This is a genomic window from Phocaeicola coprocola (assembly GCF_041333015.1).
GTDB lineage: Bacteria > Bacteroidota > Bacteroidia > Bacteroidales > Bacteroidaceae > Phocaeicola > Phocaeicola coprocola.
On record NZ_JBGKGM010000003.1, the window covers coordinates 1 to 23,839 of the forward strand.

The window sequence follows — 23,839 nt, forward strand, 5'->3', positions numbered from 1 at the left end:
AATTGTCTGATTCACATTGTTGATATAACTGATATCAGGTTGGTCATTTCCGATATTCAATGAAGCCGCTAATTGATTCTTTTTATTTATGTTATAAAAGAGTACTGTTCCCATTCTTAACGATACATGTCGTTGTATAGCTTCGTTATGTAATTTATAATTAAGCCATGAGAATCCTGGTTTAAATATTAGATTTAATTTTTTCCATTGATGAAAATAATTTATATAGCACATTGTTTCCCCCATCCATAGATGCTGCCATGATAAATAATCTCCATCATATAGTGCAGAAGTAACTTTATGATGATGTTGTAAATCAATTCCAAAGGAATTGTGATTTTTAAGTTTGATATTATATTTAGCCGAAATATCAAATGAATATAAATCCTCATTAGCGTCAGTTAGTGACAAATTATTATTTTCTGAGTAATAGCGTGAATAACTGTTTTGAGAATAACCTCCTTTTAAAGAAAGATTTAATGTTTGGCGTTTAGATAAGTTGAAATCGCCATATAATTGAACAGAGGGTTTTATGTTTTTTTCTTTGCGCTGGTTTGAAGAATAAACATTTTCTTCATAGAATCCGGAGTAATTCAATAAATCATTCCTGCTGTCTTCAGGCGAATTGCTACAAACTAATGATATTTGGGCAGATAAGTTACGTTTTGATTTTCTGTCATTTACCTTAAACTGAATATATTCTTGCTTGTCAGTAACATTAGCATCCAATGTCTTTGTATTTCGGTTAATATTATAATCTGGAAATACGATTTTTTCACTTTTTTCTATGTATGATCCATTATTTTTTATCATTGTATATCCACTCCAAAAAGAATAACTAGTTGTTCCGTGTTCAATCTTACTACCTACATTATAATCTCCCTCCAGATAACCGATAGTTTGTTTGCCGTCCAAAGCAATGTAACCTCCTCGTTCGTATTGCTTTGTAACATAATTGATGGCAGCTACATCATTGGCATACTTACCTGTGGGGACGTCATAATATTCCACATTCTCTATATCACGAGGGCGGAGGCTTTGCACATCTCGGTAATCGGCTTTCTCCCCATTGATATACAGACTGACTTCACCGCCGAAAGTGGATACTGTTCCTGTACGTTTGTTCACCTCAATGCTTGGAATCATCAGGTTATATAGTAAGTCATATCCCGTTGAGGCATGTTTCACCTGCTGTTTGTCCGGAATCACCAATACATGATCATCTTTACGTATAAATGAACTGCCTTTTACCACGACTTCTCCGAGTACAATGTTTTCTGTTTCCAGTGTAACGAGAGGAACTTCTAAATTTTTATCAGACATTTTTATCTGGATGAACGCTGGCTTATAGCCGATTGAGCTGAGAGCTACTAAATAGTTTCCTTTCTCTATATTGCTGAAGACATATTTCCCCAATGTATCTGTGGTAACTCCTGAAACAAAAGTTGAATCAGTTTCTAGCAGGCGGACTGTTACATAGGGCAATGGCTTTCCGTTGTTTTCTACTGTCCCGTATAATTTATTCTGCGCTTGCATAGAGTTGCCCAATAATGCCAATAACATTATTAATAATCCGGTTTTATTCATAAGAAATGTGTTATGTTGAATAATCGTTTGGTTGATTATACGGCATTCCGACAAATCTGCCAGGCATGGAAGTCCGTAAAAGTCGTGCAGCTTACGTTCGCTTCATTACAGCTTATGATTTTAGTTGACTTTCATGATAGCCGAGTTGATGCTTCGGTCTACATCGTTCTTGTCGCGCGAAGTCTTCCGTCCGAAATCGAAAGTATAGGCAAGTTTCACGTAACCTGTACGCTGGTAGATGCGGCTGGTTCTTTCTTGCGTGAACTGATATATACCGATAGGAGAATATTCCGTATAGCGGGAATGTTTGGTAAATGGACTATCTGTACCTGCTTCTGCCAGCCAGTTCTTTTTGTTAAACCGAAGCGAGAAACCATACTTCCACGGTGATTTCTTGAGTGCTAACAATTCGCTGTCAAGCCCTCTTTCTGGAGTTTTCATGTAAGCATTCAACGTAAACGAATGGAAATAATAATTCACATCAAGCGTAGCCATAAAGTTATCTTCCGAGATAGGAATCTTTGCAATGTCCAGCTTCTCATATTTGAGCTTCAGGTTTGTACGGAAATTCTTTGACAATTTACAAGATGATATAACTTCAGCTTTCCATTTCTTATAGTCAGTATCTGAACGGTAGCTGTTTACAAGTTTGTTATTTTCAATATAATAATCCCCACAAATATTATTTTTCAGAATCGTATAGTTGAAGTTGAACTGGAGATTAAAGGGTTTCACTTGTGCATCATAAGTGAAGAAAAACTCTTGTATGATCGGGTTATTCAGATTAGGATTTCCTCGTTTTATTTGTAGAAAATCTATATTTTGATCCATTGTATTAATATAGCTGATATCCGGCTGATAGTTTCCCATGGCGAAACCGCCTACTAACTGGTGCTTGGCATTAATCAGGTAACGAATCCATGAGTTAGTGCGGAATGTCCAATATTTTTGCAAGTCCTGTCCGTGCAACTTATAATTTAGCAGTGATGCACCGGGTGACAATGTAATGGTCAGTTTGTCAAAAAGATATTGTGTATAATTTAAATAAAATAGAGTTTCGCCTTTCCACAGGTGTTGCCAGGATTCATTATCTCCGGTATAGGCGGAAGAAGTAATCTGATGGTCGTGCAGAAAACTTGCGCCAAACGAATTATGTTTTAAGTTGATGCCATATACACCCATTGCTCTGAATGAGTATAAGTCTTCATCTGCTTTAGTAAACAGACGCTGTTCGTCCTCCAAGTAATTCCGCTGATAGGTGTTGTGGTCATAGTTTCCTCTCAGCATGACGTGTATACGTTGGTCCTTTGTGGGATAGAATACTCCGTCCAAACAAAGGGACGGTTTCAGATTCTCTTCACTTACCCGTTCCGATGAACTTACATTTTTATTTTCATAGCCGGTATAATTTAACTGTTCGCTTTGGTCATTATGCGGAGTATCATTATGGGTCAACGACACTAGTGCATACAGATTACGCTTATCCGTCTTGTTATTCACTTTGAATTGGGCGTACTGCTGATTGCTGTGGTATAAGCCGCCTTCATTCATATGATTTCGATTGACTTGATAGTCTGGAAAAAACAGCAGCTCATTCTTTTGATTTTGTACTCCGTCATGCTCTGCCATATTGTATCCACCGAAAAAAGTATAGTTAGTATTGCCATGTGCTATTTTTGCTCCGATGTTATAATCACCTTTGGTATAGCCTATATTCTGTTCTGCATCTAAAGTCACGTAACCGCCCACCTTATACTCTTTTGTAATGTAATTAATAGACGCAATATCACCTGTGTAGATGCCACTCGGGATATCATAGTATTCTACCTTCTCTATGTCTTTGGGGCGCAGGTTCTGTATTTCACGTAAGTCTGCCTGTACACCGTTGATATAAAGTGTTACAGCTCCCCGTGAAGTAGAAACACTCTTGCTGCGAGGATCTACATCCACTCCGGGTATCATCAGGTTATACAAAACATCATATCCCGAATAGGCGTGCTTCAATTGTTGCTTGTCTGGAATAATTAACGTATGGTCTTTCTTTCGGATGAATGTAGTACCTTTTATCACAACTTCTCCGAGTACAACGTTTTCTGTTTCCAGTGTGACAAGAGGAACTTCTAAATTTTTATCAGACATTTTTATCTGGATGAACGCTGGCTTATAGCCGATTGAGCTGAGAGCTACTAAATAGTTTCCTTTCTCTATATTGCTGAAGACATATTTCCCCAATGTATCTGTGGTAACTCCTGAAACAAAAGTTGAATCAGTTTCTAGCAGGCGGACTGTTACATAGGGCAATGGCTTTCCGTTGTTTTCTACTGTCCCGTATAATTTATTCTGCGCTTGCATAGAGTTGCCCAATAATGCCAATGACATTATTAATAATCCGGTTTTATTCATAAGAAATGTGTTATGTTGAATAATCGTTTGGTTAACTTGCAGTATCAAGATATGTTCTTTCGTTTGGAGAAGAACAAATTTGTAGAATCAAATGTATGGGAAAAGTACTTTTTGCCGAAAAAACAATGTTCACAATTTGTTCACATTTTGCAAATTATTGATATTCAGTAGAATAAAATAGCTATGCTTGAGTGTTGAAATGGAGAAATTATACCAATTTATATAAGAACTCGGTCATTTTTTGCACGCTGCCTTTTTCTCCGGTTATCTTTGTGTACAACCGGCTCAGGGTATTGCTGATGGATGAAACCGAGTGGCTCAGCAGTTCTGCCATCTGCGTGCGTGACATGCCTATCTTTGTCAGGCAGCAGACACGGAGTTCGTGTGAGGAGAGTTTCGGGTAGTACTGATACAGTCTGGATGTAAAGTCAGGATAAGCCTTGTTTATGGCCTCCGTCAGCTGTTGCCAGTATTCATCAGTCAGTTCTGAACTGCGTGTTACGGAGAGGAATGCAGCAAAAGATTGTCTGGCAGTCGAGGGTGTTAGGTTTTCCTCCTCATGCTGATTTTCGGTTATTATATGCGCCTCATCCTTTTGTGGCTCTTTGCGGCGGGCACGGATATTCCTGCCCATATAAATAATTCCTGCCACCAGCAGAATTAGTGCCAGCGCCAGTATATGCCGTAGCCTTTTCATGTGCGAGAGCAGATCAAGTTTTTCTGCCTCGTGATTGATGCGTACTGTCGCTTCTGTACGTGTCATTCTGCTGATGGAGTCGGACACCTCCCGATAGCAGCGGGCGTAACGGTGTGCATCTTCCTGCTTGCCTTGTGAGAGTGCTATTTCCTTCAATATGCCATAGGCTGTGCGGTGATGATAAATGTCATTTGTCTGTAATGCCTCAACCGAATAGAATAAGGCAGAATCTAGATTGTTTTTCTGCCAATAATATTTGGCAAGTACTAAAGCTGCTAATTCATCGAAATGGTCACCCAATATTTTATAGGCAAATGCTTTTGCCGTATTATGCCTTCCTTGTGCGTAACTGAAGTCGGCCCATTCGCTCAGTACACCATATGCCGGTCTGGTGAATCCTTTTTCTTTCATCAGGTTATATGCCTTGCTGTAATACACTTCTGCGCTGTCCGGACTGTACTGCCGGTCGAATATTCGTGCCATATCTCTCCAGCTGTAGGCAATTCCCAGATAATCATCGCATTTTATGTTATATACCAATGCCTGCCGTAAAGCTTTCATGCTTTCGTGGTATGCTTTTTGATAAGCATACAGGGCCGCCAGTTGTCCGTAGATGCGACCGTTCAGCGTATCGTATTCGCAGCCCACCTCGGCTGCACTCAGGTATGTACGTATTGCCCTTGATGGTTCGTTGCAGTCGCGGTACACTCCTGCCTTGTAGTAAAGTGCTTCTGCCAGCCTCCGGTCATCTCCTTGCTGCTCGTAGAAGCGTACTATGCGGTTTATCAGCGAATCGGAGGTGTGCGGAATATAGAGTTTGTCTTCGGCTTTGATTCGTAGCATGTGGCAGTACATCCGTTCTTCTTCCATCAGTTCCTGCAAGGATGCGTCGATCAAGTCCAGACAGGCAATGGCACTGTCCGGACAAGCTTCTGCCCAGTACTCCGCCTGTCTGATCAGGGGAGGGTAGGATGTTTTCCGGTTGCGGCAACCGCATGCTCCTATCAGCAGAAGCAACAGCAGGAAGTAAGCTGTTTTCTTCATTGCATTTCTTTAGGCTGTGCAAATGTACGATTTTACGGCATTCCAACAAATTTGTCTGGCATGGAAGTCCGTAAAAGTCGTGCAGCTTACTTGTGTTGCTGCCTATTTCTATTATTCCACTTTCAATATTGCGCTATTGATATTATAATCAACATCATTTCTGTCACGGGAAGTTTTCTTTCCGAATTCGAATGTATAGGCTACCTTTACGTATCCGCTTTGCTGATTATATCGGTAATATTGGTAACGGTCGAAACTATATACCTCCGAAGTCAGATAATTTCGTGTCTTGCTGTTGTCGATAAACGGATTATTCGTACCTCCTTCCAGTGACCAGTTGCCGTGACTCCAACTCAATGACAGCCCATAACAGCCGTCCTGTTCGCTGTAAATACCACTCATACTCAACTCCTTGCTTTTCATTTGTCCGTAGATGTTCAGTGCAAAATCTTTCCAGAAGTAATTGATGTCCAGTTTACCGTACACACTGTTTTCATGTTCTTTTTCTGTTCCTGTTATCAATCCACGCTGCCAGCGTCCGCTAATTTTCAAACGTAACGCATCAGTCACCTTGTACGAAAGATCCAATCCACCACGGAACGAATGATAATCTCCGTCACCTCTGAATGTTTCCACCACTTTATCCCCTTCAATAAAGAAAGCAGGCAGGGTGGTGTTTATCTCCGTATCATACATGAAGATTCCAAACAAGTTAAAGCGCCCGAACTGTACGCTATAGTTGGCTGATGCCGAATACATGGAAATCTTAGGCAAATATGGATTACCACGTTTCACATGAAGCATATCTACTGTCTGTTCAGCCGTGTTGATGGTATTGATTTCGGGATAGGCATTACCTACTGCCATTCCTCCGCCAAGGAACTGCTTCTTGCTGATGCTGTACATCAAGGCTACAGAACCTCGCGGGCTGATCCGGCTGATTTTGTCTTGACCATGCAGACGATACTGTAAGGAAGACATACCCGCTTGTGCATCTAACGTGAGTTTCTTGCTCAACTTGTGATTATAATTAAGAAACAATAAGGTTTCACCCGACCACAGATGTTGCCAGGAAGGAGAATCACCTTTATAGGTAGTCGAACTGATACGATGTATATGACGAACTTGAGCTGTCAGAGAGTTACCGTGTTTAAACTTGGCATAATATTTCACCGAAGGAGAAAGCGTGTACATTTCTTCCTGCACATTGCTATGTGAAATAAACTTGTTTTCCAGATACGAGCGGTCATAACTGTTATCGGTGTAATCTCCATTCAGCGTACACTGCAATTTCTGATTCTTATTGAAACGGAATTCTCCATATAGGTTTAACGACGGTTTCAGCGAGCGCTGTTCCATCCTGCTATGGGAGGATGAGCTGGGGTATAGCTCCGAATAGGTCAGGCTGCTTTCCTGTTCACTGCCCGGCTCTTCACTGTGTACCAACGCCATCTTGGCCATCAGTTTTCGTTTGTTGGTCTGGTTCAATATATTCAACTGTGCATATTGTCTATTGTTCTTCTTGCGGTCTAAGTCCGTATTGCCTTGTTTTACAATACTATGTTCCGGAAAATAATAGGTTTCTGTATTTACGCTTCCCTCATTCTCATATTCTTGCATAGAATGTCCGCCAAACAACGTATATGAAGTATTACCACTATACAGCTTGACTCCCAAGTTATAATCTCCTTTCAGATAACCGATTGTCTGGTCCGCATCTGCCGACACATAACCTCCGTTTATCCGCTTCTTGGTAATAAAATTTACGGAAGTTTTATCTCCGGCATATTCTCCGGTGGGCATATCCATGTATTCTATCCTTTCAATATCTTTCGGGCGTAGATTCTTTATTTCCCGATAGTCTGCTTCGCGTCCGTCTATATATAAAGTGGCGTTTCCGCCCATGGCTGATACTGTTCCTTTCCGGCGGTCGACATCCATGCCCGGAATCATCAGATTATAAAGCAAATCGTATCCTGTATGTGAGTGTTTCAACTGCTGCTTGTCGGGAATTATCAGTATTCGGTCGTCTTTACGGATGAATGAACTTCCTTTAATTTCTACATTGTTTAGCATTATATTGTTAGTCTGTAAGGTAATGACTGGTAATGTCCTGTCATTCTCACCATTGCTAATTACAGGAATTGTCTTGGTAAGATAGCCGATTGAACTGACAGACATCAAATATTCTCCTTTCCGTACTGTCATTTTATAGTTACCGGTACTATCGGTTGCTGTTCCTTGTACAAAAGTAGAATCCGGTTGTAATAATTGAATTGATGCATAAGGAACAGCAGTTCCAGTTTCTGATTTTACAATACCTTTCAGTATAGACTGTGCTTGAAGAGAAACAGTTAGCAAACTACTGCTGAAAAATAGAAGTCCTACTATAAATTTCATAAGTAATTAAATTTTTTCAATACTCTAAATAAGGTTTTACAAAGTATAACTTGCAGTATCAAGATATGTTTTGTCGTTTTGTGAATGAACGAATTTGTAGAATCAAATGTATGGGAAAAGTGCTTTTTGCCGAAAAAACAATGTTCACAATTTGTCCACATTTTGCAAATTATTGATATTCAGTAGAATAAAATAGCTATACTTGAGTGTTGGAATGGAGAAATTATACCAATTTATATAAGAACTCGGTCATTTTTTGCACGCTGCCTTTTTCTCCGGTTATCTTTGTGTACAACCGGCTCAGGGTATTGCTGATGGATGAAACCGAGTGGCTCAGCAGTTCTGCCATCTGCGTGCGTGACATGCCTATCTTTGTCAGGCAGCAGACACGGAGTTCGTGCGAGGAGAGTTTCGGGTAGTACTGATACAGTCTGGATGTAAAGTCAGGATAAGCCTTGTTTATGGCCTCCGTCAGCTGTTGCCAGTATTCATCAGTCAGTTCTGAACTGCGTGTTACGGAGAGGAATGCAGCAAAAGATTGTCTGGCAGTCGAGGGTGTTAGGTTTTCCTCCTCATGCTGATTTTCGGTTATTATATGCGCCTCATCCTTCTGTGGCTCTTTGCGGCGGGCACGGATATTCCTGCCCATATAAATCATTCCTGCCACCAGCAGAATTAGTGCCAGCGCCAGTATATACCGTAGCCTTTTCATGTGCGAGAGCAGATCAAGTTTTTCTGCCTCGTGATTGATGCGTACTGTCGCTTCTGTACGTGTCATTCTGCTGATGGAGTCGGACACCTCCCGATAGCAGCGGGCGTAACGGTGTGCATCTTCCTGTTTGCCTTGTGAGAGTGCTATTTCCTTCAATATGCCATAGGCTGTGCGGTGATGGTAAATGTCGGTTCCCTGTAATGCTTTGCGACAATATGCTTCGGCAGAATCCGGACGGTTTTCAGCCTGGTAAGATTTGGCAAGTGTAAGTGCTGACAATGAACTGAAACGGTGTGCCAGCACTTCGTATGCCATGTCTTTTGCCTGCTCTGTTCTGCCGTTTCCATATTTGAAGTCGGCCCATTCGCTCAGTACACCGTATGCCGGTCTGGTGAATCCTTTTTCTTTCATCAGGTTATATGCCTTGCTGTAATACACTTCTGCGCTGTCCGGACTGTACTGCCGGTCGAATATTCGTGCCATATCTCTCCATCCGTAGGCAATTCCCAGATAACCATCGCATTTTATGTTATATACCAATGCCTGCCTTAAGGCTTTCATGCTTTCGTGGTATGCTTTTTGATAAGCATACAGGGCCGCCAGTTGTCCGTAGATGCGACCGTTCAGCGTATCGTGGTTGCAGCCCACCTCGGCTGCACTCAGGTATGTACGTATTGCCCTTGATGGTTCGTTGCAGTCGCGGTACACTCCTGCCTTGTAGTAAAGTGCTTCCGCCAGCCTCCGGTCATCTCCTTGCTGCTCGTAGAAGCGTACTATGCGGTTTATCAGTGAATCGGAGGTGTGCGGAATATAGAGTTTGTCTTCGGCTTTGATTCGTAGCATGTGGCAGTACATCCGTTCTTCTTCCGTCAGTTCCTGCAAGGATGCGTCGATCGAGTCCAGACAGGCAATGGCACTGTCCGGACAAGCTTCTGCCCAGTACTCCGCCTGTCTGATCAGGGGAGGGTAGGATGTTTTCCGGTTGCGGCAACCGCATGCTCCTATCAGCAGAAGCAACAGCAGGAAGTAAGCTGTTTTCTTCATTGCATTTCTTTTGGCTGTGCAAATATACGATTTTACGGCATTCCGACAAATCTGTCAGGCATGGAAGTCCGTAATTCTTCCTGTAAATAGAGAGAAATGTTAATGACAAACCTGTATCTGCTTCGGATTTTTGCAGGCTAAATCCCTGTAATAGTTAAAAACGACCTTTATGTTAAAGCTTTTGGAGGTGAAAATGACCTGTTGTTTCCTCAGAAAGATGCTGATGTTTGGGGTAAAACATCCTGTTATTTTATTCGAAGTTTCGGCATGTTTTATTTTGAAGCAGGAATCAGGTTGAAATTTCCTGTTTTTGCCTCTGGAATTTCTTTTAAATGAAACGGATTACTCATGGCATTGTGCTATTAAAACAGGCGAGAAAGTTTCTCGCTGTGATACGATTGTGTTCTGTTTTATGAATAATGTTTCTTGGCGAAAGGAATGGCTGTCTATCTGGATTCCGTAGAAGCGGTGAGATTCTGATTTTTTGGAACCGGCTTGATCCTCTTCTCCAATTTTGTGATAATGGAGAAATCAGCATGTCATTTTATTATGCGGCACGACTTGTCTGTCATTCTGTAATAATGGCTTCTTTTCCGTTCATGCTGACCTTCTTTTCGGCTATCAGCTCCGATAAGGCTCGTGCCAGCGAAGGGCGTGCCACTCCCAAAATGAAAGCCACTTCCTGCTGATTGTCTATCCGTCCGTTGATTTTCAGGTAATTCAGCAGACGCGACTTCAGGCTTTGCAGGGCGAATTCATTTAATTTTTTACTTAGAAAAAGGCTGCGGTCGGAAATCATTTCGATAAAATTCTTCATGATGACAGGCTGGCTGTGCATGAATTCCAGAAAGTAGTTCTTGTCGAGCACAAGTACTTCACAGTTTTCCTGCACCTCTATGTTTACCGGAAAGCGGTTCTCCGATGCGAATATAAAGGCTGGAGCGAGTACTTCGGGAGCACTTATCCGGTCGATGGTAACTTGTTTCCCTTCCGCATTTTCCATTTGTGCACGTACGTTTCCTGTACATAATATATAGAGCGAACGGCAGGGGTCTCCCTGACGGGCAATGAAGTCGCCTTCTTTATAGCGACGGACACTGTTGGGAGCTTCGGCAAGCAACTGTCTGGCTGCCGCTTCGGATATGCCCTGAAATAAGGGAAGCTGTAAAAGTTGTATGGCGTTCATTTAGTCTTCATTTAACGATTATTCAGAATGGCTGTAACATAGGTTACAGTTATTGCCGGCAGAAAGCGGCATCTTTGCACAAACTTAATAAAAAATCACTAATGACTATCTGAATATGGAAGGAAATATGTTTTGCTATCAGTGTCAGGAGGCAGCCAAGGGAACCGGCTGTGTGCTGAAAGGTGTGTGTGGAAAGAATAGCAGTACGGCACGTTATATGGATTTGCTGCTCTTTACGGTAAGAGGCGTATCGGTAGCTGCCAGTGCTTTGCGTGAGCAGTCGGTAAAGGTGTCGGCGGAAGTCGATTCGTTTGTGACGGATGCTTTGTTTTCTACCATTACGAATGCCAATTTCGACGATGAAAGTATTTTACGCCGGGTAGAGAAAGGAATCGGTCTGCGTGATGACCTGAAGGCTGAGGCTGCTGCGCGGGGTATTGCACTTCCCGGAGTAGACGAGCTGGAGTGGAAGGGGGAAAAGGACTCGTTCGAGGAGAAAGCGGCTGCGGTCGGTGTATTGCGTGAGGCAAACGAGGACTTGCGTTCGCTGAAAGAACTGCTTGTTTACGGTCTGAAAGGTATGGCGGCTTATCACGAACATGCCATGCGTCTGGGGTATAGCAACGGGGAAATTCATGCGTTCATGCAGGCGGCACTGGCGAAAATTGCTGTCGGCGGACTGACAGCCGACGAATGGGTGGCGCAGGTGATGCAGGCGGGAGAGATGGGTGTCAAGGTGATGGCACTGCTCGACGAGGCAAATACGACCCGTTACGGCAATCCGGAGATTACAAAGGTGAATATCGGGGTGGGCAAGAATCCGGGTATTCTGATCAGCGGACACGACTTGCATGACATCGAAGACTTGCTGAAACAGACTGAGGGAACGGGAGTGGATGTATATACGCACAGCGAAATGCTTCCGGCACACTATTATCCTGCTTTCAAGAAGTACAAGCATTTTGTTGGCAACTACGGAAACGCGTGGTGGAAGCAGCGTGAGGAGTTTACGGCGTTCAACGGTCCGATTGTGTTTACAACCAACTGTATTGTGCCGCCGCTCTCGAATGCAACATATAAGGAGCGTATGTTTACCGGAAACTCGACCGGATATCCGGGTTGCAAGCACATTGAAACGGGTGCCGACGGACATAAGGATTATTCGGAAGTAATTGCGCTTGCCAAGCAGTGCCAGCCGCCTGTAGAACTGGAAACCGGGGAGATTATCGGTGGATTCGCGCACAATCAGGTTCTTCAGCTTGCCGATAAGGTAGTGGAAGCTGTGAAGAGTGGAGCTATCCGGCGTTTTGTGGTGATGGCTGGATGCGACGGCCGTATGAAGAGCCGCGATTATTATACTGATTTTGCCAAGGCATTGCCGCAGGATACGGTTATCCTGACTGCCGGATGTGCAAAATACAAATACAACAAGTTGCCTTTGGGCGATATAAACGGTATTCCGCGTGTGCTCGATGCCGGTCAGTGCAACGACAGTTATTCGCTTGCCGTTATCGCTCTGAAGCTGAAAGAAGTCTTCCAGTTGAACGACATCAACGAACTGCCGATTACCTATAATATCGCGTGGTACGAACAGAAGGCGGTGATTGTACTGCTTGCCTTGCTGAGTCTGGGCGTGAAGAACATTCATCTGGGCCCTACACTGCCTGCATTCCTTTCGCCGAATGTGGCAAAAGTGCTGGTCGATACCTTCGGGATAGGAGGCATTACCACTGTCGACGAAGATTTGAAGAAATTCGGTTTGCTGGGATAAATTCTTTCTCCTTACTTTATTAAGTATCCGATATTTTACTTACCTTTGTTCATTAATTCGTCATAAAAATCGTACTATATGAGCAAAGCTATTATTAATTCTTACGAGGAATTTGAAAAAATGATCGGTCAGCAGATCGGAGTTTCCGACTGGCTGGAAGTTACACAGGAGCGCATCAACCAGTTTGCCGACGCTACACTGGATCATCAGTGGATTCATGTCGATGTAGAACGTGCGAAAGTGGAAAGCCCCTTCAAGAGCACAATCGTACACGGCTATCTGACTTTGTCGTTGCTTCCGTATTTCTGGAATCAGATTATCGAAGTAAACAACCTGAAGATGATGGTAAACTACGGAATGGACAAAATGAAGTTCGGTCAGGCTGTATTGTCGGGACAGAAAATCCGTATGGTTGCCGACCTGCATTCGCTGGTTAATTTACGCGGAACGGCTAAGGCTGAAATTAAATTCGCTATCGAAATAGAAGGACAGAAGAAGAAAGCACTCGAAGGTATCGCTACTTTCCTGTATTACTTCAACTGATGTACGGCATACTGTCTGTAGATATTTTGAATAGGACGATGAGATTCATTACAGGATAATCTGGTTTCTGTAGTGAATCTCATCGTTGTTTTTATATGTGTTTTGATTATGACAGAAAAACTTTGCCGGCAGTTGCGTGAGTGGGCGGAAGCCTATCATCAGGCGGATTTCATCGCGAATGATCCCGTACAATTCCCGCACCGTTATGTCCGGCAGGAAGATATTGAAATAATGGGACTGCTGACTGCCGTCCTGAGTTTCGGAAATCGCCGGATGATTCTCCGCAAGGTAGACGAACTGGATGGACTGATGGGACGTGCTCCCTTGCAGTATGTGCTTTCCAGACGCTGGGAGAATGATTTCAGTCGTGGGAACCAACGGAGCTTTTACCGGATGGTTTCGTATGCGGCATTCCGTATTTATTTCGAGAAGTTGTATGCGGTGTATACGGAGAATCGTACGCTGGAGGATGCCTTGCTGACTTTTCCGGGAAATCCGATGCAGAAGCTTTGTGCGTTTTTGGGGGTGTCCGGCAGAAGTCCGCAGAAGAAGCTCAACATGTTTCTGCGCTGGATGATCCGTCGTGATTCGGCTGTCGACTTCGGTATCTGGCGGCGGATGAGTCCTGCCGACCTGATTATCCCGCTCGATACGCATGTGTGCCGGGTAGCTTTTCTGCTGGGACTGACCGATAAACCTTCTTTTTCGTTGTCGGCTGCCCGGTGTATCACAGAGGCATTGGCGGAGGTGTTTCCCGGCGATCCGTGTCTGGGCGACTTCGCACTTTTCGGTTATGGGGTGAATCATCCTGAATTAACAGATAACTTACCATGATAAAGATATTGGCTACAAGCGACTGGCACTTGGGGAATACCTTCCACGGCTTCGACCGTCAGGAAGAGCATGCCGATTTTCTTCGGTGGCTGCTCGGTGCTGTCGGACAGAAAAATCCTGATGCCTTGCTGGTGTCGGGCGACATATTCGATTCGAGTAATCCTTCGGCTGCCTCTCAGGAGTTGTATTACAGTTTTCTCGATACGCTGACGCAGCGTTTCCCGCAGTTGCAGACGATAATAATTGCCGGAAACCACGACTCGGCTGCACGGCTTGAGGCGCCTCGTCTGATGCTGGAAAGGCATCGGGTCTATGTGCGCGGGCTGATACGCGGGCAGGAGGAAGGTAACTTCTTGCCGGACGATTTGCTGTTGCCTGTCTGTTCGGCAGCGCATCCGGAAGAACGTGCCTGGGTGCTTGCCGTGCCTTACTTGCGCGATGGAGACTTTACCCGTGGTATGAGTTACGGGGAGGGTGTAGGAGAGTTCCTGCGTCGGGCGGTTGAGGCGGCGAATCTCCGGCGCGACCGGAGCAGGGAAGCGCTGATTCTGATGGCGCATTTATATGCTACGGGGAGTGAGATTGCCGAAAATTCTTCGGAGCGTATCGTGATAGGTGGTTCGGAAATGGTCAGTCTGGATGAAATAGATGAAAGTGTTACGTTAGCCTTGTTGGGACATTTGCATCGTAATCAGAAAGTTAACGGCCGTGAAAACTGGCTGTATCCGGGTAGTGCCCTGCCGATGTCGTTTGCAGAGAAGGGCTATCGTCACGGAGCTGTTTATTATGAGATAGAGGACGGTCGCCTGAATGGTGTGTCCGAGTTCCTCGACTATCCTTTGCAGCATCCGCTGGTTTCTGTTCCGCCAAAACCGCTTCCGCTGACCGAGGTGCTCGACTTACTGCGTGCCTTGCCCGATAAAGATAAAATGAGCGAAGAAGAGCCTGTTCCGTATCTGGAGGTGAATGTCTTGCTCGACGCTCCCGTGGCTGGCATCAACAAGCAGGTAGAGGATGTCCTTCAGTCGAAAAATGTGCGCTTGTGCCGGACGGTAATCGCTTATCGGGTGCAGCAGTCGGCTGGCGACGGGGAAGTGGTGTTGGAATCGGTCGACGATTTGCTGACGCTCGACCCGATAGAGGTGATCAGAAAGAGTTATCAGAACAAGTTCCGCTGCGAAATGCGCGATGAGCTGGTGGAACTTGCCAGACGGGCTGTGGAAGCGGCTCGCAGGGAAGGAGGCAATGAATGAAGTTGTTGAAAGTAATCATGTATAACCTGGCTTCGCTCGAGGGGGAACAGGTGATTGATTTTGAGAGTGAACCTTTACGGAGTGCCGATTTGTTTTCTATCGTAGGTGAAACGGGAAGCGGAAAGTCGACCATTCTGGATGCTGTCTGTTTGGCATTGTACGGGCTTGCTCCTCGTTTTTATGGGGCAGATAATTTCGATTATTATCATACCGAGCGTCCGAACAACGATCAGGTGCTCGATCCTGACGACCCGCGTAACATTCTTCGCAAGGGTACGAAGGAGTGTTTTGCCGAAGTGGTGTTTCTGGCGCGCGACGGTTTCCGCTATCGTGCCCGCTGGTCGTGTTCCATAGCCCGCATCAATTATACGCGTCCGGAGCGCAGGCTGTACCGGATAGTAGTGGACGAAGCGGGAAGAACCAGCGAGAAGGAAGTGGAAATAACCGGAGGGGGACGTCAGAAGCGCGGACATAAGAATATCAATAATGAGGGGCTCGACCGCATTATCGGTTTGGATTACGGACAGTTTACCCGTACGGTGATGCTGGCGCAGAATTCATTTGCCAATTTTGTCAAGGCAGACGACAAGGATAAGGCTGTCTTGCTGGAAAAGCTGACCGGAACGGAACTTTATACGGCTGTTGCCCGTAAGATTTATGAGTTTTATAAGGAGGCGGAAGCTGCTTATAATGAGGTGTTCAATCAGGTAAAGGCTTTTGCCGTACATCAGCTGTCCGACGAAAAGCTGGCGGAAGTGGAAACGCGTAAGGGGGAGTTGGACGCCAGTTTCCGTACCTTGCAGGCTGAACTCCAGAAGTTGAAGGATCAGCAGAAATGGTATGCAGACTTGTGTGCGCTGGAGGTGGCTTTTGCTGGTGAGGAAGCAAAATGGAAACAGGCTTCGGAAAAGGCACAGAACTTGCAGCCGGTACGGGACGAGTTGCGGATGCTCGATGAGGTGGCTCCTGTACGCGATGTATATCAGACTTACATGAATCTGCAACGTGAACTGAAAGAGCTGACAGAGGAAGTCGGTAGGAAACAATTGCAGTGTAGTGCGCTGGAAAAGGAAGAGGTTGAGAAGCGGAAACTTTTACTGGATGTAAAAGAAAATTACAATGTACTCCGTGAGAAACAAGAGCAGATGCTTCCGCTGGTGACGGCAGCCCGTAAGCAGAAGGTGGAGCTGGACGCACAGCAGGCTACCGTGACTCGCCTGAAAGAGGAGGAAAGTTTGCTGGCGAAGAAGGAAGAATTGCTGAGAAAGGAGCAGGCGGAAAATGAGCTTCAGGCAGCGGAGTTGCAGAAGCGGCAGGCGGAAGCGGAACGGATGTTGGCGGAACTGATGCCACACCGTGATATGCTGGAAAACAAGAATGCGGTTTCCGACAGGCTGGAGTCGCTTCATAAGGCTGTAAAGCGTTGGCAAAAAGAGTCTGAAGACTGGAAGAAAAACGGTATCGAGCTGGAAAATCAGCAGCTGGTATGCCGGGAAGAAGAGAATCGTTTGCAGAAATCGGATGAGGAACTGGTTCTGTGTCGGGAGAGTATCCGGCAGAAAACACAGGCACTGGCTGGTGTGGATGTAGAGGCATTGCAGCAGCGGATGGCGGATGTGACGAAATGTTATACCGACTTGGAGCGATTGAAAAAGTTGCAGGCGGCGGTAATGGAACGCCGGAAGAGTCTGTCGGAAAATCGGCTTGCGTCTGAACAAATAACTAAAGAACTGGATGCCGCGATGCGTGAGATGAAGGTACTGACAACGGAACGTGAAGAGATAAACCGTCTGTTGCCCGGATTGGAGGAGGCGTGGCAACTGGCAAGCAGCCGGAGTGCCGAGCATATGCGTGCCGCGCTGAAACCGGGAGAACCTTGTCCGGTATGTGGTGCACGGGAGCATCCGTATGCCGAAGGAATAGCGGAAGTGTTGCAGCCTGTCAAGGAGGAGATTGCTCGTCGCCGCAAGCGACAGACGGAAATTGAGGAACGGCTGGATGCTTCTCCCGGCGGATTGCGCCTGCTTTGTTCGGACCTGAACGGTAAGTTGTCGGCATTGCGTGAGGGAACCGGACGGCTGAATGCGGAACTGGCTGAGGCTGTCGGCGAATGGACTACACTGGTTGTTGCTTATCCCGCTCTGCCTGCTGATGTTGTACGGGCAGATGCTCCTGCCTTGTCGGCTTTGCTGACGGCGGAATCGGAACGGATTGTGGTACAGGGTAAGCAGGTGCGTGCCGAACAGAATGCTTATCAGCAGGCACAGAATGAGCTGACTGCCATGCGCCGTACGTACGATGAGAATCAGGTTGTGTGTGCACGTCAGCGTGAAGAACTGCATCGCCGGACCGTGGAATTGAAACAACGGCAGGGACAGAGTGAGCAGAAGCGTGCGGAATTGCAGCAACTTGAACGTGCGAACAGTGATTTGCGTGAGGCATTGCGCCAGGAAATTTCGTTACCCAACTGGGAGCAGGCTTTCGAACAGGATTTCGGGAAGCTGGCAGACCGTTTGTCGGATATGTACGACAAGTATCGGGAGGCAACTCGTGTGCAGCAGGAATCGGTGGGTTTGCTGAACGAGCGGAAAGTCGCTTCCGGGGCGTTGGAGAAACAGTTGGCCGAGTGTCTGGCAGCCATGAAGGAAAACAAGGAAGAGACTGCCGGGGCTGTACAGGTTTATGAGGCAAAGCTGAAGGCTTATATGCAGGTGCTGGGCGGTGCTGATCCGGATGAAACGGAACGTACGCTGAAACTGCAACTGGAGGAAGCGGAGAAACAGGTGCAGCTTGCTGATAAGGCTCACAGTGAGATGGCCGAATCGTACAGCCGGCTGTCGGGGTTCGTGAAGGCTGCCGAGGAACAGTATCGGAAGAAGCAGGCTGACTGCATGTCTGCGCAACGTGGAGTGGAAGATTTCATCATGCGTTACAATGAGTCGGCAGAGCATGTGGGTGTTCTTTCGAAAGAACGGCTGGATATGTGCTTCTCGCCTTCGGCAGACTGGAACGGAAAGCGTGAACAGGTGCGGCTGGCGGATGAGGAGGTAAAATGGTGTCAGGGACAGATGGAAGCACGCCGGAAAGCGATGGAAGCTCATCGCGACTTGCAGGTTATGCCGCTGGAACAGTCGGGTGAAGATACCAGTCCGACGGCTGTGCTACAGGAGGAGATGCAAAAGGTACAATGTGCATTGGATGAACTCGACAAGGAGCGTTTGCAGGTGGGCGGTATGCTGATGGCGCATCGCCGGAGTGTGGAACAGATGCTGTCGGCAGGCGAAGAACTTGAACGCAGGCGGAAGGCGTATCAGGACTGGAAAGAGCTGAATGATATTTTGGGAAATGCCAACGGCGACAAGTTCCGCGAAACGGCGCAATGCTTTACGCTGCGCTTCCTGATACGTCAGGCCAACGAACAGCTTCGGATGTTGAATCACCGGTATAGTCTGGAGCAGGTGAGGGATTCGTTGGGAATCCGTGTCATCGATCACGACCGGGCGGATGAGGTTCGTAACATCAGTTCGCTTTCGGGTGGGGAAACTTTCCTGATCAGTCTGGCACTGGCTCTGGGGCTCTCGTCGCTTTCGTCGCGTAACATTCCGATGTGCAACTTGTTCGTGGACGAAGGTTTCGGTACGCTCGACAGCAACAGCCTGAATATGGTAATAGATGCCCTGTCGAGCTTGCAGTCGATGCAGGGGAAGAAAGTCGGAGTCATCAGCCATACGGCAGAGATGCGTGAACGGATCCGTACGCAGATCCGGGTTGTCAAGGTCGGCTCGGGAGGGCGGAGCGCGCTCGAAATAGTATAATCGGAATGCCTGTTGAAGGCCGGGCTTGAATCCGTTAATTTGTCTTTTTGAATAAAAGCTCTGTATATTAAAGAAATATCAGGGCTTTTATCTTTGTATGCTCGGCATGAGTATTAGCTAACGGGTGCAAGTCCCCAATGAGCCCTAATAGCGGGAATCATACAGCCAAAAGCAAGGGTGTCCATCGCGAGTTGGAATCTGAAAGAAGCTGGCGGCAAACATCTGGTCTGACGAACAGAAACTTCATATAAGGCATATGACCGTGGGTAAGGTTGCGAAACAAACTAAAGCCCTATAGCTATTCGGGACGGTTAGTGTAAATGGAGCAGACATAAGATTGAAAGTTAATACCCTTATCCGAGGAGGTCTCACGGACATATGGTGAGGATGAATGATTCGAAGTACCATGATGGAGTAAAGCTTGCCGTGAGAAGTCAGCAGAGGTCGTAGTACCCAAGGCATGCATGCCTATAGGGAAGGACCAAACTTTATTTAAACGGCATAACTGAAAACTACCGTTTGTTGGAACGAATGCATAAAACCAAAACAGAAGTATTGGGCTACCTTTAAAGAGATAGGACGGAATCCGAAGGGTATAAAGGAGCGCAGACCTACAAATGGATGGTTGAAGAAGATGTCGTGGAAGTGTCTTTCGAAGAATACGAAAGGCATCCATAGTAAAGAACCGCCGTATGCCGAACGGCACGTACGGTGGTGTGAGAGGTCGGAAAACGAAAGTAGGAAGAAAACTACTTCGTTTTCCTCCTACTCGATTATATAAGAGTATATAATAGGGACATTTTTGTCTTCTGACCTGAATTTCGCATTTTTTGATTAGCCCTTATTGGGTTGCGTACTGTCTTTTTTTGTTATTTTGTACATATCAATTTTAAATCAGACGTAAATAAATAACTATGAAACAACCTGTTGTATTATTTGCCTCCCTGTGCTTTCTGGCATCGGAGGCGATGCAAGCTCAAAACGCTCAGAATTCTCCGAAAGCGTATGTCGTATCAGACGCACACCTGGATACACAATGGAACTGGGATATCCAGACAACCATTCAAGAGTATGTATGGAATACGCTGAACCAAAATCTGTTTCTTCTCCGTAAGTACCCCGACTATGTTTTTAACTTTGAAGGTGCTGTGAAATATTCCTGGATGAAAGAATATTTCCCGACACGTTATGAGGAGTTGAAGCAGCGGGTAAAGGAAGGACGCTGGCATGTCACCGGAAGCAGCTGGGATGCCAATGATGTTCTGGTTCCTTCTGCCGAATCGGTGCTCCGTAATATTTTGTACGGGCAGAATTATTATCGGACTGAGTTCGGAACAGAGAGTACGGATATCTTTTTGCCCGACTGCTTTGGCTTTGGGTGGACACTGCCGTCGCTGGCTCATCACTGTGGGCTGATAGGCTTTTCTTCACAAAAGCTAGGCTGGCGCAATCATCCTTTTTATGGCGACAAAAAATATCCGTTTACCATCGGACTGTGGAAGGGTATTGATGGCAATCAGATCATGTTTGCGCATGGTTATGACTATGGTCACCGTTTTAAGGATGAGGATTTGTCGGACAGTGAAGAATTGAAGCAACTGGTAAAGGAAAGTCCGCTGAGTACCGTTTACCGTTATTATGGAACCGGTGATATGGGAGGTTCACCTACAATCACTTCCGTACGTGCTGTCGAAAAGGGAGTAAAAGGCTCTGGCGACATCGAGGTGGTCAGTGCTACCAGCGATCAGCTTTATAAAGATTATGCAGGAAAGCATGAGCAGCTTCCGGTATTCGACGGTGAATTGCTGATGGATGTACACGGCACGGGCTGCTATACTTCGCAGGCTGCCATGAAATGGTATAACCGTCAGAATGAACTGCTGGGTGACGCGGCCGAACGTGCGGCTGTGGCGGCAGAGTGGCTGAACCAGGGAAATTATCCGAAGTCGGAACTTGAAACTTCGTGGAAGCGCTTTCTTTTCCATCAGTTTCATGATGACCTGACAGGTACGAGCATACCGCGGGCGTATGAATTTTCATGGAATGATGAGCTTATTTCGCTAAAGCAATTTTCGGATGTGCTGACTTCTTCTGTCAATGGGGTGAGCCGTTTGCTGGATACGAATGTAAAAGGTACTCCGGTAGTGCTGTATAACGCGCTGGGATTTGCGGTAAACGATCTTGCCGAGATAGAAGTTGAATTTGCAAAAGCTCCCAAAGGTATTGCCGTATATAATGCCGAAGGTAAGAAGGTGGCTTCACAGTATCTGGGTTATCAGGACGGTAAAGCACATATATTGGTTGAGGCTTCTGTGCCGGCTACTGGATATGCGGTTTATGATGTACGTACTTCGGGAGCCGGTATGCAGACCGTAAAACAACAGCATGCGAATACCTTGGAGAACTCATGTTATAAACTGTCTTTTGACGCAAACGGAGATATTGTTTCGTTGCTGGATAAGCGTAACGGAAAAGAACTGGTGGCATCGGGAAAAGCTATCCGTCTGGCATTGTTTACAGAAAACGAATCTTTTGAATGGCCTGCATGGGAGGTGTTGAAAAAAACATTAGACCGTGAACCTGTTTCTATCACCCATGGAGTGAAACTGACCTTGGTGGAAGACGGTGACTTGCGTAAATCTATCTGTATTGAGAAAAAACATGGCGAGTCAGTGTTCCGTCAGTATGTCCGCCTGTACGAAGGAACCCGCGCACCGCGTATCGATTTTTACAATGAAATAGACTGGCGCTCTACAAATGCGTTGCTGAAAGCGGAATTCCCGCTTGCTGTGTCTAATCCGAATGCTACTTATGACTTGTCTTTGGGTAGTGTGCAGCGTGGAAATAATACAGTGACAGCATATGAGGTTTACGGACATTACTGGGCCGATTTGACCGACCGCAAGGGGGACTATGGAGTTTCTATTATGAATAACGGAAAATACGGATGGGATAAACCTTCGGACAATACGCTCCGTCTTACTTTGCTCCATACGCCCAAGACTGACAAGGGATATACTTATCAGGACAGACAGGACTTTGGTTATCACACATTTACTTACAGCCTGCTTCCTCACCAGGGTGAGCTTGACAAGGCTGAAGTGGTATCGAAGGCAGAGGTGCTGAACCAGACATTGAAAGCCTTCCAGACAGATAAGCATAAAGGTGAAATGGGACGTACTTTCTCGATGGTATCGTCGGACAATCCGAACGTGATAATCAAGGCATTGAAGAAAGCTGTCGATGCTGATGAATATGTGGTACGTGTATATGATGTAGCCGGTAAGGGAACTCAATCGGCCAGATTGACGTTTGCCGGTAAACTTGTGGAGGCTGTTGAAACCGACGGAACAGAGAAGGAAATTGCTAAAGCCGGTTTCAGCGATAATACGCTGGAGGTTACAGTTAAGCCTTTCTCTTTGAAAACATATAAGATCCGTTTGGCTGAATCGGGTATGGAGGTACATCAGCCGAAATGTCTGGCACTTAATCTTCCATACGACAAGAAGTGTGCTACTTATAACGAATTCCGTAGTGAGGCCGATTTCGAGTCCGGTTATAGCTATGCGGCTGAATTGCTTCCCGATTCGATAACGGTAGATCAGGTAACTTTCCGTCTTGGTGAACAGGAAGCTTACAACGGCTTGTCGTGCAAGAATGATACAATTGAGATTCCTGAAGGCTATAATCGTCTGTATTTCCTTGCGGCTGCCGCTTCTGTTGAGGACCAGCGTTTACAGATTGCCTGCGGAAAGCAGACTTCGGAGTTTGTCGTTCCTTCTTATACAGGATTTGTCGGTCAATGGGGACATGAGGGACATACTACCGGCTATTTGAAACCGGCCCAGATTGCTTATGTCGGAACTCATCGTCATGCGTCGGATGGAGATTGTCCTTACGAGTTTACTTATATGTTCAAATTCGGTATGGATATACCTAAGGGTGTCCGCTCTGTTGTTTTGCCCCAGAATGAGAATGTAGTGATTTTTGCCGCTACGGCCGTTGCTGAAGACCGTTCGCCGGTAAAACCATCGACAAAATTATTCCGTACAAACAACCATGAGGAACTGTCGGAACTTGTATCTGGCAACAAAATGATTTCGGGTGAAAATCTGCTGAAAAATGCAAAACTGACAAGATGGTCGGCTTATGTAAATGAAAAGGAACGTCCGCAGGCTGCTGTAGATGGCGACTTGTCGACTAAATGGTGTGACATTGCCGGACTACCTAGTTTCCTGGAATTTGATTTGGGCAAGGCTGAGAAACTGACAGGGTGGAAAGTTGTGAATGCCGGTAAGGAAAATGGATCTTTCATTACGAGCCAGTGTTTCCTTATGGGAAGAAACTCTGTTGACGAAGACTGGCAAACAGTGGATTTCTTCGACGGTAACCGCAGCAATGTAGTATTGCGTACAATCACTTCGGACAAGGCATATCGCTATCTCCGTATGGTTGTGACCAGAGGAACACAGGCTGCTTCGTCGAAAGATGTACGCATTTACGAGGTAGAGGTTTACCGGTAATTGACTGTTAGTGAAATCATTGTTTGT

General features: G+C 45.8%; 13 protein-coding genes. 6 read left to right on the plus strand and 7 right to left on the minus strand.

Annotated elements, in window-relative coordinates; all coding sequences use genetic code 11:
• The 6 genes from ACDG22_RS09480 to ACDG22_RS09505 all read right to left on the minus strand — a co-directional run.
• Window positions 1–1,587: TonB-dependent receptor (locus ACDG22_RS09480; RefSeq protein WP_370858869.1), on the minus strand; the 1,587-nt coding region annotated here is incomplete at its 3' end.
• 120 nt (window positions 1,588–1,707) lie between these two features.
• Entirely contained in the window at window positions 1,708–3,990 is a 2,283-nt protein-coding gene (locus ACDG22_RS09485; RefSeq protein WP_270230192.1) for a TonB-dependent receptor, read from the minus strand.
• Window positions 3,991–4,198: 208 nt separating this feature from the next.
• The gene (locus ACDG22_RS09490; RefSeq protein ID WP_370858870.1) at window positions 4,199–5,731 is read right to left on the minus strand and encodes a tetratricopeptide repeat protein; all 1,533 of its coding nucleotides are present in this window, start codon (window positions 5,729–5,731) and stop codon (window positions 4,199–4,201) included.
• A 111-nt stretch (window positions 5,732–5,842) separates the two neighbouring features.
• A complete protein-coding gene (locus ACDG22_RS09495; RefSeq protein WP_270230199.1) occupies window positions 5,843–8,131 on the minus strand; it encodes a TonB-dependent receptor in 2,289 nt (762 codons plus the stop codon).
• Window positions 8,132–8,354: 223 nt separating this feature from the next.
• The gene (locus ACDG22_RS09500) at window positions 8,355–9,887 is read right to left on the minus strand and encodes a tetratricopeptide repeat protein (RefSeq protein ID WP_370858871.1); all 1,533 of its coding nucleotides are present in this window, start codon (window positions 9,885–9,887) and stop codon (window positions 8,355–8,357) included.
• A 568-nt stretch (window positions 9,888–10,455) separates the two neighbouring features.
• Window positions 10,456–11,073: a Crp/Fnr family transcriptional regulator gene (locus ACDG22_RS09505; protein ID WP_007568596.1), complete on the minus strand. Its 618-nt coding sequence runs from the start codon at window positions 11,071–11,073 to the stop codon at window positions 10,456–10,458.
• Window positions 11,074–11,188: 115 nt separating this feature from the next.
• Here ACDG22_RS09505 and hcp point away from each other — a divergent pair, with 115 nt between their 5' ends.
• From hcp to ACDG22_RS09530, 5 genes are all read left to right on the plus strand, one after another.
• Window positions 11,189–12,844, plus strand: coding sequence for a hydroxylamine reductase (hcp, locus tag ACDG22_RS09510; RefSeq protein WP_270230195.1), 1,656 nt, complete (start codon window positions 11,189–11,191; stop codon window positions 12,842–12,844).
• 78 nt (window positions 12,845–12,922) lie between these two features.
• On the plus strand, window positions 12,923–13,387 hold the full coding sequence (locus ACDG22_RS09515; RefSeq protein ID WP_007568600.1) for a MaoC family dehydratase: 465 nt from the start codon (window positions 12,923–12,925) through the stop codon (window positions 13,385–13,387).
• A gap of 108 nt (window positions 13,388–13,495) precedes the next feature.
• Window positions 13,496–14,221 (plus strand): TIGR02757 family protein, encoded by a 726-nt coding sequence (locus ACDG22_RS09520; protein WP_270230196.1) that lies wholly within the window; start codon window positions 13,496–13,498, stop codon window positions 14,219–14,221.
• Window positions 14,218–15,474 carry an exonuclease SbcCD subunit D gene (locus ACDG22_RS09525; protein WP_270230197.1) on the plus strand — a complete coding sequence of 419 codons (1,257 nt, stop codon included), beginning with the start codon at window positions 14,218–14,220 and terminating at the stop codon, window positions 15,472–15,474. The genes ACDG22_RS09520 and ACDG22_RS09525 overlap by 4 nt, the downstream gene beginning before the upstream one ends.
• A complete protein-coding gene (locus tag ACDG22_RS09530) occupies window positions 15,471–19,289 on the plus strand; it encodes an AAA family ATPase (protein WP_270230198.1) in 3,819 nt (1,272 codons plus the stop codon). Before ACDG22_RS09525 ends, ACDG22_RS09530 begins: the two co-directional genes overlap by 4 nt.
• Before the next feature lie 298 nt (window positions 19,290–19,587).
• On the opposite strand, the gene ACDG22_RS09535 is transcribed toward ACDG22_RS09530, so the two are convergent.
• Window positions 19,588–20,076: a hypothetical protein gene (locus tag ACDG22_RS09535; RefSeq protein ID WP_370858882.1), complete on the minus strand. Its 489-nt coding sequence runs from the start codon at window positions 20,074–20,076 to the stop codon at window positions 19,588–19,590.
• A gap of 127 nt (window positions 20,077–20,203) precedes the next feature.
• On the opposite strand from ACDG22_RS09535, the gene ACDG22_RS09540 reads away from it, so the two are divergent.
• Window positions 20,204–23,812, plus strand: coding sequence for a glycoside hydrolase family 38 N-terminal domain-containing protein (locus ACDG22_RS09540; protein WP_370858872.1), 3,609 nt, complete (start codon window positions 20,204–20,206; stop codon window positions 23,810–23,812).
• The last annotated feature ends 27 nt before the right edge of the window (window positions 23,813–23,839 follow it).